This window comes from Salinicola sp. V024, assembly GCF_052645315.1.
Genome location: NZ_JBQXYB010000001.1, coordinates 558,584 through 572,600, shown reverse-complemented (window position 1 = coordinate 572,600; position 14,017 = coordinate 558,584). Strand labels below are relative to the sequence as shown.

Sequence of the window (14,017 nt, the reverse complement as noted above, 5' to 3'; positions counted from 1 at the left end):
TCGTATCGCTGTAGCATTTTCTCTTCTAGTCTAGTGACGCGTCACCCGCCGGGTGTCCTTTTGCCTGAGCGCTATCTACGGTGCCTGAGCACTCGTCGACGATTATTCAGCGACGAGCTGCGCGACAGGGATCAGTGCGTGACATCGGTAGCCGAACAATACGAGGACAAACATGAAAGGGAACCACCTCAGTCTACGCGAGTGGCTGCAACATACGGCATCGGCGGGCTATATCGCCAAAGGGCTGATCTATCTGACGATCGGCTGGTTGGCCCTGCTGACCACGATAGGTCTTGGCGGCAGCGAAAGCGGGGCCTCGGACGTCATCCGCAAGATCGCGCTGTGGCCTTTCGGGCGGGTATTGCTGGCCATACTTGGCCTGGGGCTGATCGCTTACGTGCTGTGGCGTCTGGCCCAGGCGGTCTGGGATACCGAGCGCAAGGGCAACGACTGGAGGGGCTGGATTCAACGACTGGGATTCGTGATCAGCGGTAGCCTATACGTCACGCTCGCCTGGCAATGTGCGACGCTGGTGTTCCAGAGCTTCGCCCAGTCGCAGAGCAGCGGATCCTCGCAAAGCACCGAACGTCTGATGGGCCTCCCTGGCGGGCGCTGGCTACTGTTGCTCATCGGGCTGGTGTTCATCGGCGTCGGCATCCATCAGCTGATCCGCGCCTGGAAGCGCTCCTACCGCAAGAACTGGCACCTGCAGAGCCGGCCCAACCCTCCCCTGCCATTGCTCGAGGCCATCGCGCGCCTGGGCCTGGCGGCGCGGGGCGTCACCTTCGTGCTGATAGGGGGGTTGCTGGCGCTGGCGGCCTGGCGTCTTTCGCCCAGCGATGCTCAAGGTCTCAGCGCCGCGCTGGATCTGCTGGCTCACCAGCCTTTCGGGGATTACCTGCTGGGTGCGGTCGCAATAGGGCTGATAGCGTACGGTGGTTACTGCTTCATCAATGCTGGCTATCGCCGGGTGAGACATCCCAAGAATTGACCCTGAAGAGCTTTCGCCGACCCATGCCACTGCATGTTGACTCGAGAAAAGACGAAAAAAAGACCGCCGAGGCGGTCTGAAATCGATCGACGCAGCCAACCAAGCAACACGCCGCCCGGAATGCAGCGGCGTCGCGGGATAGCTCCTGGCTTACTGCGGCGCACCTGTATTGAGTGGCTCGCTGTTGGTGGAGTCCTTGCCAGCCACGCCTTCCTGATCACTGCCGCTCATGGGCGCGCTATTGTCCATCGTGGGTTGCATCGCGTCGGCATTGCCGTGGCTGGGCATGCCCTTCACCATCCCGTCACGGTTAGCACTATCCTTGCTCGCCATCCCCATCTGATCGCTGCTGCTGTTGGGCGCACTATCGTCCATGGCATTGCTAGCGGAAGACGTATGTGACGAGGAAGACATCCCATTGATCATCGCATCACGGTTGGTGCTGTCCTTGCTCGCCATGCCCATCTGATCGCTGCTGCTGTTGGGCGCGCTATCGTCCATGGCGGTCTGTGCCACGGATGCACCGCTCAACATGACCAACATCAAACCGGTAGCGAGACCGAAACGGCGGCTAGTAGAGATTTTCATAAGAGGCTCCTGCAGTATCGATGATCGAACGTGGCGTCACGTCCGAGACGTTCCCTGACAAAGCGGCGTTGGTCGCCTGTCAATGAATACGCCGACGCATCGAGTTCAGATGCATGCCCCTCATTCAATCTTCTCAGCCCAGCATCAGCGCGCCACCGGCGGCGGCGATGGCAGCGCCGATCCCGCGCAGCCAGCGGCTGTCTCGCTGCATCAACCAGTTGCCGGTGAAACGCCCAACCAGCGTGATGGCGACGCTGGCGATGACGAAACCGAGCGCGTAGAGGGCCGCCGAGGCGCCCGGTGCCAGTTCGCTGCCGTGAGCGTGGCCGTGTAGCAGAATGAACGCGAACACCAGCGATCCGCCCAAGGCGCTGGGCAACTTGACCAGGCTGGCCAGCAGTACCCCTGCCAGCAGAACGCTCGATGCAATCCCGAACTCGACGCCGAGCAGCGGCACGCCCGCCCAGGCGAGCCCGGCACCGGCGACCATGCCCAGCGCGATCAACAGCGGCATGGCTCGACGCAGCGCAGGCGCCTGACGGCAGCTCCACAAACCGATCGCCAGCATCGCGAGCAAATGGTCGAGGCCGGACAACGGATGCATCAACCCGGCAAAGAAGCTTCCACCGTGGGTATGCGGCAACGGCCCGGGATGCGCCAGGGCCGCCGACGCGACCAGCAACGTCAGCGGCGCGGCCAGCCAGGCCAGACGACGAGCAGCGACAGAGGATGAAGTCATGACAGTTCTCCTTGGATCGTACGGCTATTGGCGTACGAATATTGAGTTTACGAATATTGTATGCAACGAACGCAACGTCAGTTGGCAGTCAGCAGTGCTTGATCCTGGATGGCACGACAGGCGTCACCGCGCCGTTCGGGCAGCATGCCACGATCGAGAATGAAGCGAACGATGGTCTCGGCACCGACACCGTCGTGGAGGTTGGTGAAAACGAAGGGGCGTTCGCCGCGCATCATCTTGGCGTCACGCTCCATGACATCGAGCGAGGCGTGAACGTAGTCGGCAATGTCGATCTTGTTGATGATCAGCAGATCCGACTTGGTAATACCCGGCCCACCCTTGCGCGGGATCTTGTCGCCGGCAGAGACGTCGATCACGTAGAGCGTCAGATCCGACAGTTCGGGACTGAATGTGGCGGCCAGATTGTCGCCACCGGACTCCACCAGCACCAATTCCAGATCCGGATGCCGCGCGTGGAGATCATCGATCGCCGCCAGATTCATCGAGGCGTCCTCGCGAATCGCGGTGTGCGGGCAGCCCCCGGTCTCCACGCCAATGATCCGATCTGCTGCCAGCGCGTCGTGGCGCAGCAGGAAGTCGGCATCCTCACGGGTGTAGATATCATTGGTGACCACCGCGATATCGTAGTGGTTGCGCAGCGCCAGACACAGCTGCTTGAGCAGTGCCGTCTTCCCGGAACCCACCGGGCCACCGACACCGACGCGTAAACAGTGCTTCATCGTACTCATCTCTCCTTGCCTACTCTCAACTGCGGAACAGCCGCGAATACTGTGTTTCATGCAGGGCGCTTGCGAGCGCCAGCCCCGGTAACACCGGGCCCAGCTCGGTATCCGTCAACCGGTTGGCGGTGTCGACTGCGATGGCAAGCTCGGGACGCAGCCGCTCGATCAGCCGCTGGGCCGCCGTCTGCCCCAACGGCAGCGCCTTGCAGGCCGCCGCAAGCTGATTCTCGAGCCACGCCCAGGCAAAGCCGAGCTGAGCGTCGGCGACGACGATACCGCGCCGATGGGCCAGCCAGGCAAACAGCGTGACGTAGGCGGGTCGCTGGGGTAACCAGCCGGAAGCCGGCAGTAGGTCGAGATCGCCCAGCAGACGCGCCAGGGCTTGCCCCAGCCTCCGGTCCTCCTCCGCCAGCTCGGCAGTCTCGCGGGTGGCCTGGAGCCAGTCGTTCCAGCGCTGCAATGTCTCCCGATCCTCGTCTGCCCAGGCCGTCTGCAGTCTGGCCAGAACCGGCAGCTCGCACGACGTCAGGCCATCCTCGATCACGCCCGACAACCAGGCGCCCAGCCCCTCTTCGTCGTTCACCCAGCCCAGCTCGAATGCACTCTCCAGACCCTGAGACCAGGCAAAGGCACCGATCGGCAAGGCCGGACTGACCAACTGCATCAACCCCATCAGCGCCAAGGGATCGCGCGTCGACTCGGACGCCATCACTCAAAGCTCATGCTTGAGACCGTCGCGGTGCGATAGATGGTGCTGGAAATCGTAGACCTGGGCGTGCCGCTGCCCATGGCCGTGCACCGGGTCGTGAGGATGGTCGTGGGCATGACCTTGAGAATGGCCGTGAGAATGGTCGTGGGACTGACCAGAATGCTCATGGCCTTGCCCGCCTCCGGAGCCGGATGCGGGCCCATGATCATGACCATGGCCTTCGGCATAGGCGCCGGGCTCAGGATCGAACGGCGCCCGGTGGTGTTCGAGCGTCGCCCCGAGTCTCGTCGCCAGGGCCTCGAGCACATGGTCCGGCGGGAATCGTACCCAGCCGCCCGCCTCGTCGCCGCCGATCGCCAACTGCACATGGCGATTGCCCAGGTGGTAACAGAGCCGAGCCTGGACCAGACCGGCCGCGGTCTTTGCCGTCACCACCGGTTCGTCGGCCGCTCGGACCGCAACGATTTCGCCTGTCTCGGCGCGCAGCAGCGCCCCGTCGCGAAGCACCGGGCCACGATCCAGGAAGAGACCGATCTCGCGGCCGTTGTCGCTGACGGCCTTCAATCTTCCCCGCATCCGCAGTTCGAACGGCAGCGTCACGCTGTCGACGGCAACGGCATCGGATGTCGCCTCGAGCCGTTCAATCAATTTCCACATGTCTGTCTACCTCGTGATGGCCGGATACGGGACTCGGGATGACCTCGATATAGATAACCGAAAACAAGCCCGGCCGGCAGATGAATAGTCGAATCAAAAAAGGTGATAACGCTGAGCCAGCGGTAACTCGGTCGCCGGTTCACAGGTCAGCAGCTCACCGTCCGCGCGAACTTCATACGTCTGCGGATCGACGGTAAGGTGCGGGCAGGCGTCGTTGAGTTTCATGTCCTTCTTGCGCACGTCTCGCACCTGCCTGACAGCGGAGAGTTCACTCTCCAGCCCCAGCCGCGACTTGATCCCGGCGTCCAGCGCCGCCTGGCTGACGAAGCTCAGACGCGTCGCACTGGCGGCCTTGCCGAAAGCGCCGAACATCGGCCGATAGTGAACCGGCTGCGGCGTCGGGATTGACGCGTTGGGATCGCCCATCGGCGCGGCAGCGATCATCCCGCCCTTGATGATCAATGCCGGCTTGACGCCGAAGAAGACCGGATTCCACAGCACCAGATCCGCCAGCTTGCCGACCTCGACGGATCCCACTTCGTGGGCGATACCGTGGGTCAGCGCCGGATTGATGGTGTACTTGGCAATATAACGCCGCGCGCGGAAGTTGTCCGCGCCGAGCGCTTCGTCTTCCGGCAGCAGGCCGCGCTGGACTTTCATCTTGTGTGCGGTCTGCCAGGTTCGGCAGACCACCTCGCCGACGCGTCCCATCGCCTGGGAGTCAGACGCGATCATCGAGATCACGCCCATGTCGTGAAGGATATCCTCGGCCGCGATGGTCTCGCGGCGGATGCGCGAATCAGCAAAGGCCACGTCTTCGGGAATGTTGGGATCGAGGTGGTGGCAGACCATCAGCATGTCGAGATGCTCGTCGATGGTATTCACCGTGTAGGGCCGCGTCGGGTTGGTCGACGACGGCAGCACGTAGTCCTTCGAGCAGGCGGTGATGATATCCGGCGCGTGACCGCCCCCGGCCCCTTCGGTGTGGTAGGTGTGAATGCCGCGTTCCTTGAACGCCGCCAGGGTGTCCTCGACGAAGCCGGATTCGTTGAGCGTGTCGGTGTGGATTGCCACTTGCACATCAAAACGCTCGGCCACGCTCAGGCAGTTGTCGATCGAGGCCGGCGTGGTGCCCCAGTCCTCGTGCAGCTTGAGCCCGATCGCCCCGGCGACGATCTGGGCCTCTAGCGCGTCGGGCAGGCTGGCGTTGCCCTTGCCGAGCAGGCCGATATTCATCGGCAGCGTATCGATCGCCTGCAGCATCTTGCCCAGGTGCCACTCGCCCGGCGTGCAGGTGGTGGCGTTGGTCCCGGTCGCGGGACCGGTGCCGCCGCCGAGCATCGTCGTCACCCCGCTCATCAGCGCTTCCTCGACCTGCTGCGGACAGATGAAGTGAATGTGTGCGTCGATGCCGCCGGCAGTGAGAATCTTGCCCTCGCCGGCGATGATCTCGGTACCCGGGCCGATGACGATTTCGACGTCAGGTTGCACGTCCGGATTCCCCGCCTTGCCGATCGCCGCGATCCGCCCTTTCTGCAGACCGACATCCGCCTTGACCACGCCCCACCAGTCGAGAATCAGCGCATTGGTAATGACCGTGTCCATCACCGAATCATCGTGACGCTGGCTCTGGCCCATGCCATCGCGGATGACCTTGCCGCCGCCGAACTTGACCTCATCGCCATAGACGGTCGCATCGCTCTCGACCTCGATCCACAGCTCAGTGTCGCCCAGTCGCACGCGGTCGCCGACGGTGGGGCCATACATGTCCGCATAAGCCTGCCGGGTGATCTTGACCATCAGTTCGCTCCCCCTTCGTCGCCGTTATCATCGCGTGCCCTACGCGTGGCTTGCGTGTCCTGCGCAGCCTTGGGCGCATTGGAAGGCGGCGCATTCGAAGGCGGCGCGTTAGTTCGCGCGGCTGTGGGCGCGTTAGCGTTAGTTCGCGCGGCTGTGGGCGCGTTAGAAAGCGAACCCATGACATCACCGCGAAAGCCGAAGACTCGCCGCTCGCCGACGTAAGGCACCAGCGTCACTTCACGAGTCTGGCCCGGCTCGAAACGAATGGCCGAACCGGCCGGCACGTCGAGGCGATAGCCCCGCGCCTTGGCGCGATCGAACGCCAACGCCGGGTTGGTCTCGGCGAAATGGTAGTGAGAGCCGACCTGAACCGGCCGGTCACCGGTATTGGCGACATCCAGCGTGATCGTCTCGAGGCCCGCATTGAGCTCGATCTCGCCATCCTGAATCTGCATTTCACCGGGAATCATCGGTTTCCCCTTTTATCGATTCTTGTCCTGTGGAGCGACGTTTCCGCTGTCTGATCGAACGCAGCCGCGTCAGACGATGGGGTCGTGAACCGTGACCAACTTGGTACCGTCCGGAAAAGTCGCCTCGACCTGGACCTCATGGATCATCTCGGCGATCCCCTCCATGACATCCTCGCGAGTCAATATCTCGCGGCCATAGCTCATCAGATCGGCCACGCTGCGCCCATCGCGCGCGCCCTCCACGATCTCGAAGCTGATCAGCGCCACCGCCTCGGGGTAGTTGAGCCTGAGCCCGCGCGCGCGTCGTCGCTCGGCCAGTTGCGCCGCGCTGAACAGCAGCAGCTTGTCTTTGTCTCGGGGTGTCAGTTCCATATCGATATCCTGTCTGTGAGCTACGAGCTACGAGCTACGAGCTACGAGCTACGAGCTACGAGCTACGAGCTTTGCAATGTTGCGCCGGCTTCGGGGCGCTGTAAAAAGCCATGCGCCGGCTTCAGGGCGCTATCAAAAACGCGACGAACGGCGGATTTTGGATGATCACGTTCGCCAGATCCTCGGCTCGCAGACCTCGCGTCCGGCCAGCAACGGTCTGAGGCATGCCCAGGCCGCCCGACACAGGGCCCACGCCTCGTTGCGCGAACCGCCAAGATAACGCAGCAGCACGACGCCGTGGCGCTGAGTCACCGCCCAGTTCGTCGCCGCCGGCAGCGCCGCGCGAATCGCGTCCACGGCGTCCTGCGTCGAAGACAGCCCAGCCGCCCACAGCGTCGCCTGTACCGTCGCTCCGCCTTGCCCCCAGCGACCCACGAAACGCGGGTGCCGTGGATCCAGCGGCTGACGCTCTAGCCACAACGGCCGGCCGTCGTGCATCAATCGAAAGCGCTGCTCGATACGTCCGCTCTCGAATGGCAGATGGCTGGCCGGCCGCCCCAGGGCCATGATCTCCCAACCCAGGCAGCGGGCGTTTCCCTGCAGCAGGATCTCGGTATGTTGCTCACCCCGGGAGCCATCGAAGGCAATGGTTTCCTGCGGCAACCACTCCAGCATCCCGCCGTCCTCGACGCGGAATCGATTGATCTGCGACCAGGCGACGGCGTGACTGTCCGCACGGTAGAGCTTGGTCGCCGCCGGCGTGGTCAGTACCGCATGGGCTGCCGCCTGGACGCCCACGTCGACCTTCAAGGCATCGCCGCTGACCAGGCCACCCGGCGGATGAAGCAGATAGACGTGGCAGGGGTCGGACTGCCCCGCCACGCGGGACTCCGGGTAGAACGGCCGCTGTACCCGCAGAGGCCCATGGTGACGCGCGCGCATGAGCCGCGTGCGCGTCGCTGCGGGCGTTGCCTCGGGCATTGCCGTGGCCATTACCGTGGGACGGGCGGCAAACTCGAGCGACAGCGAGGCGTCCCAATGCCGGCTCGCATCAAACCGATGGCCCGAATCCGCAGGCGCCGTTCGCCAGTGGCGTGAAAGGTCTGCCGTCATACCGTCAAATGTCGCTTGATCAATTCGTCACTCAGTTCGGCAATATCGCCATTGGCCACAGCCTGGCCGCGGTCCATGATCATGAACCCGTCGGCGTATTGGCGCGCGAACGGCAGCTTCTGCTCCACCAGCAATACCGTCAGACCATCTTCGCGATTGAGACGACGGATGACCTCACCGATCTGGGCGACGATGTTGGGCTGAATGCCCTCGCCCGGCTCATCCAGAATCAGCAGCCTCGGGTCGAGCACCAGCGCCCGGCCGATGGCCAGCTGCTGCTGCTGACCGCCGGAGAGATCGCCGCCTCGACGATAGCGCATCTCCTCAAGCACCGGGAACAGCTCATAGATTCGCTCGGGAATCCTGCGTTGCCTGTCTCTTCGCGCCGGCAGGCCGATACGCAGGTTTTCCTCCACCGACAGCGTGGCGAATATCTGGCGCCCCTGCGGCACGTAACCGATTCCCAGGCCAGCTCGTGCTTCCGGGCGGCGCTTGAGCAGGTCTCCGCCGTCGAAGCGAATCGCCCCGCTGCGCGCCGCCATCTCGCCCATGATCGTCTTGAGCAGCGTCGTCTTGCCGACGCCGTTACGCCCCATGACGCAGGTGCAGCGCCCGGCGGGCACGTCGAGTGACAGGTCGCGCAGAATGTGGCTCTCGCCGTAGTACTGATCGAGCTTGTCGACGCTGAGCATCAGGCTGCCTCCTCGTCGCCGCCGAGATAGACCTCGATCACCCGCGGGTCGCCGGCGACCTCGTCCATGGTGCCTTCCGCCAGCACGCTGCCCTGATGCAGCACGGTGACCTGGCGGGCGATCGAGCGCACGAAGCCCATGTCGTGTTCGACCACCACCACCGACTGCTTGCCTGCCAGCCGCGTCAGCAGCTCGGCGGTACGATGCATTTCCGGCTCGGTCATGCCGGCGACGGGCTCGTCGACCAGCAGCAGCCGGGGCCGCTGCATCAGCAGCATGCCGATCTCGAGCCACTGTTTCTGCCCGTGGGAGAGCACCCCGGCCAGGCGATAGCGTTCCGAGGTCAGCCCCGTTGTCTCGAGCACTTCGTCGATCCGGGCCTGGCCTTCCCGATCGAGGCGGGCCAGCAAGGTCTTCCAGATTCGGCGATCGCCGGCCATGGCCAGTTCCAGGTTCTCGCTCACGTCGAGCGCCTCGAACACCGTCGGCTTCTGGAACTTGCGGCCGATCCCCAGGTTGGCGATCTGCGGCTCGTCCAGCGTCAACAGATTGTGGCGACTGCCGAACCAGACCTGGCCCTGATCCGGCCGGGTCTTGCCGGTGATGATGTCCATCATCGTCGTCTTGCCGGCGCCGTTGGGGCCGATGATGCAGCGCAACTCGCCGTCGTCGATGGTCAGATTGAGCCGATCGATGGCCCGGAAGCCGTCGAAACTGACGCTGACGTCCTCGAGATAGAGAATCGGACCGTGCCGGACATCCACCGGCGACTGCGCCGGCGCCATGAAGTCGAACACCCGATCCGGACGCGCGAGCTCCCGCAGACGCCCCAAACGGGAGGACTTGTCGAGGGTGCTATCGATCGAACTCATGCGCTCGCCTCCTGCTGTTCCCGCCGATCTTGCTGTTCCTGCCGATCTCGGCCCCCTTCGTGATCCCGTCGTTTGCCGCGCCACTGCGAAATCACCCCGGCGATACCCTGCGGCAGCAGCATCGTGACCAGCACGAACAGCCCACCGAGGATGAACAGCCACGCATCCGGCATCGCGCCGGTCAGCACCGTCTTCAGATAGTTGACGACCAGCGCGCCCAGCAAGGCACCATAGAGCGTCGCCCGGCCACCCAGCGCCACCCACACCACCACCTCGATCGAGAACAGCGGCGCGAAGGTGCTGGGGTTGATGATCCCGACCTGGGGCACGTAGAGCGCCCCGGCGACGCCGGCGATCATCGCCGACACCACGAATAGTGCCAGCTTGACGTGATCGACCCGATAGCCGATGAATCGCACCCGCGCTTCGGCATCGCGCGTCGCCATGCTGACCCGGCCGAGACGCGACACCGTGATCGCCCGGCATAGCCAGAACGCCAGCAGCACCGCCATGCCGGAGGCCACGAACAGCGCCACGGTCATGCCTTCGCCCGCGAGCGAGAAGCCCAGCAGTTCGTAGAAGCGGGTCAGCCCGGTGCTCCCACCCAACCCCATTTCGTTGCGATTGAACGCCAGCATCAGCGCAAACGTCAGCGCCTGGGTGATGATCGAGAAGTAGACGCCGGTAACGCGGGAGCGAAATGCCAGCCAGCCGAAGACCAGCGCCAAAAGGCCAGGCGCCAGCAGGATCGCCAGCGCCGCCACCGGGAAATAGCTCATGATCGACTGCCATCCGGGTAGCGGCGAAGTCTGCGCGTTGAGGTAGAGCCCCATGGCATAGCCACCGAGCGCAAAGAACGCGCCGTGCCCCAGACTGAGGATGCCCAGATAGCCCCAGATCAGATCCACCGCCAGCGCCAGCAGCATGTACGTGAAGTACTTGCCCAACAGCGCTACCGTGGCCCCACTGACGTGAAGAGCATTCGAGTCCGGCAGCGCGTTGAGTATCAGCACCGCCAGCATGCTGACGATCAGCACCAGGCTGGTCAGCAGCGTCGAGCGGGAGAGAAAGGCCTGACGGGAACGATCGCCACGCCCGAGGTTGTCGGTCAGCGTCATGAGATCCGCCCCTTGGGTGCGAAGATGCCCTGCGGGCGCTTCTGGATGAACAGGATCACGCCCACCAGCACGATGATCTTGGCCAGCACGGCACCGACCCAGGGCTGCAGCACCTGATTGATCACCCCCAGCGACATCCCCGCAACCAGCGTTCCCCAGAGATTGCCCACGCCACCGAACACCACCACCAGGAAGGAGTCGACGATATAGCTCTGGCCCAGGTTCGGCCCGACGTTGGTGAGCTGGGACAGCGCCACGCCGGCCAACCCGGCGACGCCCGCCCCCAGCCCGAAGGTCAGCATGTCGACGCGGCTGGCGCGCACGCCCATGGCGCGAGCCATTGCCCGGTTCTGGGTCACCGCACGCACCTCGAGCCCCAGCCGGGTATAGCGCATCAGCGCCCATAGCCCGGCGAAGACCACCAGGCAGAAGAGCAGAACGGCCAGACGATTGAGCGTCAGCGACAGCGCCTCGTTGATCTGCCACGCCCCTTGAAGCCAGTCCGGCGAGGCCACCCGGCGGTTGAGCGGTGAAAACACGCTGCGGACCAGCTGCTGCAGGACGAGACTGAGACCGAAGGTCGCCAGCAGCGTCTCCAGCGGTCGGCCCTTGAGAAAGCGGATCACGGTGCGCTCGATCACCACGCCGAACGCGCCCGCGACCAGGAAGCCGCCGGGAATCGCCAGTGCCAGCGCCAGCCCCGGCTGACCGGGCAGCGCCTGCTGGATCATCCAGGTGGTATAGGCACCGATCATGATCAGCTCGCCGTGGGCCATGTTGATCACGCCCATGACACCGAAGGTGATCGCCAGACCGATTGCCGCCAGCACCAGAATCGATCCGGCGCTGAGGCCGAAGAATAGCGTCTGCGCGCGGTCGTACCAGGCCCGCTTGCTCTCGATACCGCCGAGCACCGACTGCGCCTCGGCGGCCAGTGCCGAATCACCGGCGGCGATCGGCGTCAGGGTATTGCGCACGCGGGTGTCGAGATTGCCGCGCAGCGTCTCGAGCGCATCGGCATCGCCCTGCTGCACATCAAAGAGCGCCAGTGCGACAGCCAACTGGCCGCGAACCGCCTCGCTCTTCTCCTGGTCGCGCATCGTGCGAACGCTGTCGGCGCTGTCGGCCGTGACCTCGCCGATCAGGCGACTGGCCGCCGATAGCCGTGACGCCTCGTCTCCGGCGCTCAGGGAGAGCGAGGCCAGCAGCCCCTCGATCCGAGTACGCAGGTCGTTGTTGATCTTGAAGACATCGACCGTGCGCCGGGTGCCGGTGCCGGCGTCTTCGAGGGTGATGGCGTCGATGATCGGCCACTCGCGACCGCTATCATCGGTAATGATGTAAAAGCGCTCACCGCGCCGCTCCTTACCCAGGCGACCGTCGAGCAGCGCCTGCAGCCAGCGCGTCTTCTGCTCTATATCGCTGTCGGCGATCGCCTGAGCGGCGTCGCCCTTGGCCTGGAAGCTATTGGTATCGAGTGCCTCCAGTAGCGTCTGCGGCTCGGCAGGAGCCGCCGCGGCGGGCCGGGCGAGAACCGCCACCCAGAGCAGCAGGCAGAGCAACAGACACTCGATGATCAGGCGCCCGAGAGAGCGGCCACCTGCTGAAGAATTCGGGGTCATGGTTCAACGCTCACGATGCGATGCTCGAAGGAGATCCCGCGCCGTCACACACGACGCGAGATTCACTGTCGTCGGCGCCCACGCCTACTCCTATTCCTATTCCTACGACAACGGGCACCGACATCGATGGCCGAAGCGCGAGGAAAACTCCTCGGCTCCGGCCGTGCTCAGGCATGCTTCGACCTCAGTTCGCTCCCGGGCCGTCTTCGCAGGTCATCGATTCGACGTCGAGCTTGCCGCAGCGCAGCGGGGCCCTCCAGTCGCTGATCAGGTTCTTCGACTCCGGCAGGTAATCCGACCAGGCGTCGCCGGCGACGGTCGTCGGTGTGCGCCAGACCACGCTGAACTGCCCGTCATCCTGGATCTCGCCGATCATCACCGGCTTGGTGATGTGGTGGTTGGGCATCATGGTCGAGGCACCGCCCGACAGATTGGGCACGGTCACGCCGATGATCGAATCCTTGACCGCATCGACATCGGTGGTACCGGCTTTCTCGACCGCCTGCACCCACATGTTGAAGCCGATGTAATGCGCCTCCATCGGGTCGTTGGTCACCGCCTCGTCGTTGCCGGTATAGGCGACCCAGTCGTCGATGAAGTCGTAGTTGGCATCGCTATCAACGCTCATGAAGTAGTTCCACGCCGCCATGTGGCCGACCAGCGGTGCGGTGTCGATGCCGGTCAGCTCCTGCTCGCCCACCGAGAACGCGACCACCGGGATATCACCCGCCGAAATGCCTTGGTTGGCAAGTTCGTTATAGAACGGCACGTTGGCATCGCCGTTGATGGTCGACACCACCGCGGTCTTCTTGCCCTGGCTGCCGAAATCCTTGACCTGGGAGACGATCGACTGCCAGTCGCTGAAACCGAACGGCGTGTAGTTGACCATGATGTCGTCATCGGCGACGCCGTTGGCCTTGAGATAGGCCTCGAGAATCTTGTTGGTGGTGCGCGGATAGACGTAGTCGGTGCCCAGCAGCGCCCAGCGCTCGACGCCCTGACTCTTCAGATAGTCCACTGCCGGAATCGCCTGCTGGTTGGGCGCGGCACCGGTGTAGAAGATATTTTCGGAAGACTCCTCGCCCTCGTACTGCACCGGATAGAACAGCAGCCCGTTGAGCTCTTCCACCACCGGCAGCACCGCCTTGCGCGAAGCCGAGGTCCAGTTGCCGAAGATCACGTCGACATGATCGTCGCCGGTCAACATGTCACGCGCCTGTTCAGCATAGAGCGACCAGTCCGATGCCGGGTCCATCACCACCGGTTCGAGCTTGCGACCGAGCAGTCCACCCGCCTTGTTCTGCTTGTCGATCAGCATCAGCATCTCGTCCTTCAGCGTCGATTCGCTGATCGCCATGGTGCCGGAAAGCGAATGCAGAATACCGACCCGAATCGGACCGTCATCCTGCTGCTGGGCGACGGCAGCATTGCCAAAGCCGGCCAGCCCCAACGCGATGCTGGAGCCGGCTATCAACTTGCGAAGGGAGTTTGTTGTCATTGAGTTCTCCTGATCCTGGTCATGGCCCTTGAT

Annotated in this window: 14 protein-coding genes and 1 pseudogene; 1 reads left to right on the top strand and 14 read right to left on the bottom strand. The window is 63.9% G+C overall.

Annotation, left to right across the window (positions count from 1 at the left end):
• Nucleotides 1-172: 172 nt before the first annotated feature.
• A complete protein-coding gene (locus ACUN9V_RS02595; RefSeq protein ID WP_445510242.1) occupies nucleotides 173-991 on the top strand; it encodes a DUF1206 domain-containing protein in 819 nt (272 codons plus the stop codon).
• A 150-nt stretch (nucleotides 992-1,141) separates the two neighbouring features.
• Here ACUN9V_RS02595 and ACUN9V_RS02590 read toward each other — a convergent pair whose 3' ends face one another.
• The 14 genes and pseudogenes from ACUN9V_RS02590 to urtA form a co-directional block, all read right to left on the bottom strand.
• Nucleotides 1,142-1,579, bottom strand: coding sequence for a hypothetical protein (locus ACUN9V_RS02590; RefSeq protein WP_439303881.1), 438 nt, complete (start codon nucleotides 1,577-1,579; stop codon nucleotides 1,142-1,144).
• 133 nt (nucleotides 1,580-1,712) lie between these two features.
• On the bottom strand, nucleotides 1,713-2,318 hold the full coding sequence (locus ACUN9V_RS02585) for a HupE/UreJ family protein (RefSeq protein ID WP_110693337.1): 606 nt from the start codon (nucleotides 2,316-2,318) through the stop codon (nucleotides 1,713-1,715).
• Nucleotides 2,319-2,395: 77 nt separating this feature from the next.
• The gene (gene ureG, locus ACUN9V_RS02580) at nucleotides 2,396-3,058 is read right to left on the bottom strand and encodes an urease accessory protein UreG (RefSeq protein ID WP_110693338.1); all 663 of its coding nucleotides are present in this window, start codon (nucleotides 3,056-3,058) and stop codon (nucleotides 2,396-2,398) included.
• Between the two features lie 25 nt (nucleotides 3,059-3,083).
• Nucleotides 3,084-3,770 carry an urease accessory protein UreF gene (locus ACUN9V_RS02575; RefSeq protein WP_445510241.1) on the bottom strand — a complete coding sequence of 229 codons (687 nt, stop codon included), beginning with the start codon at nucleotides 3,768-3,770 and terminating at the stop codon, nucleotides 3,084-3,086.
• A gap of 3 nt (nucleotides 3,771-3,773) precedes the next feature.
• On the bottom strand, nucleotides 3,774-4,427 hold the full coding sequence (gene ureE, locus ACUN9V_RS02570; protein ID WP_445510240.1) for an urease accessory protein UreE: 654 nt from the start codon (nucleotides 4,425-4,427) through the stop codon (nucleotides 3,774-3,776).
• A gap of 93 nt (nucleotides 4,428-4,520) precedes the next feature.
• Entirely contained in the window at nucleotides 4,521-6,227 is a 1,707-nt protein-coding gene (ureC, locus tag ACUN9V_RS02565) for an urease subunit alpha (RefSeq protein ID WP_075562940.1), read from the bottom strand.
• 167 nt (nucleotides 6,228-6,394) lie between these two features.
• Nucleotides 6,395-6,697: pseudogene (locus tag ACUN9V_RS02560) on the bottom strand (urease subunit beta); the annotation flags it as partial.
• Nucleotides 6,698-6,766: 69 nt separating this feature from the next.
• The gene (locus ACUN9V_RS02555) at nucleotides 6,767-7,069 is read right to left on the bottom strand and encodes an urease subunit gamma (RefSeq protein ID WP_075562939.1); all 303 of its coding nucleotides are present in this window, start codon (nucleotides 7,067-7,069) and stop codon (nucleotides 6,767-6,769) included.
• Between the two features lie 165 nt (nucleotides 7,070-7,234).
• Nucleotides 7,235-8,182: an urease accessory protein UreD gene (locus ACUN9V_RS02550; protein WP_445510239.1), complete on the bottom strand. Its 948-nt coding sequence runs from the start codon at nucleotides 8,180-8,182 to the stop codon at nucleotides 7,235-7,237.
• Complete coding sequence (gene urtE / locus ACUN9V_RS02545) at nucleotides 8,179-8,874, bottom strand: urea ABC transporter ATP-binding subunit UrtE (RefSeq protein WP_445510238.1); 696 nt, start codon at nucleotides 8,872-8,874, stop codon at nucleotides 8,179-8,181. Before urtE ends, ACUN9V_RS02550 begins: the two co-directional genes overlap by 4 nt.
• Nucleotides 8,874-9,659: an urea ABC transporter ATP-binding protein UrtD gene (gene urtD, locus ACUN9V_RS02540; protein ID WP_439284867.1), complete on the bottom strand. Its 786-nt coding sequence runs from the start codon at nucleotides 9,657-9,659 to the stop codon at nucleotides 8,874-8,876. The genes urtE and urtD overlap by 1 nt, the downstream gene beginning before the upstream one ends.
• Nucleotides 9,660-9,742: 83 nt before the next feature.
• Nucleotides 9,743-10,864, bottom strand: a complete 1,122-nt coding sequence (urtC, locus tag ACUN9V_RS02535) for an urea ABC transporter permease subunit UrtC (protein WP_445510237.1) — start codon at nucleotides 10,862-10,864, stop codon at nucleotides 9,743-9,745.
• Entirely contained in the window at nucleotides 10,861-12,486 is a 1,626-nt protein-coding gene (urtB, locus tag ACUN9V_RS02530) for an urea ABC transporter permease subunit UrtB (protein ID WP_445510236.1), read from the bottom strand. Before urtB ends, urtC begins: the two co-directional genes overlap by 4 nt.
• 184 nt (nucleotides 12,487-12,670) lie before the next feature.
• Entirely contained in the window at nucleotides 12,671-13,984 is a 1,314-nt protein-coding gene (gene urtA, locus ACUN9V_RS02525; protein ID WP_110693345.1) for an urea ABC transporter substrate-binding protein, read from the bottom strand.
• Between the last annotated feature and the right edge of the window lie 33 nt (nucleotides 13,985-14,017).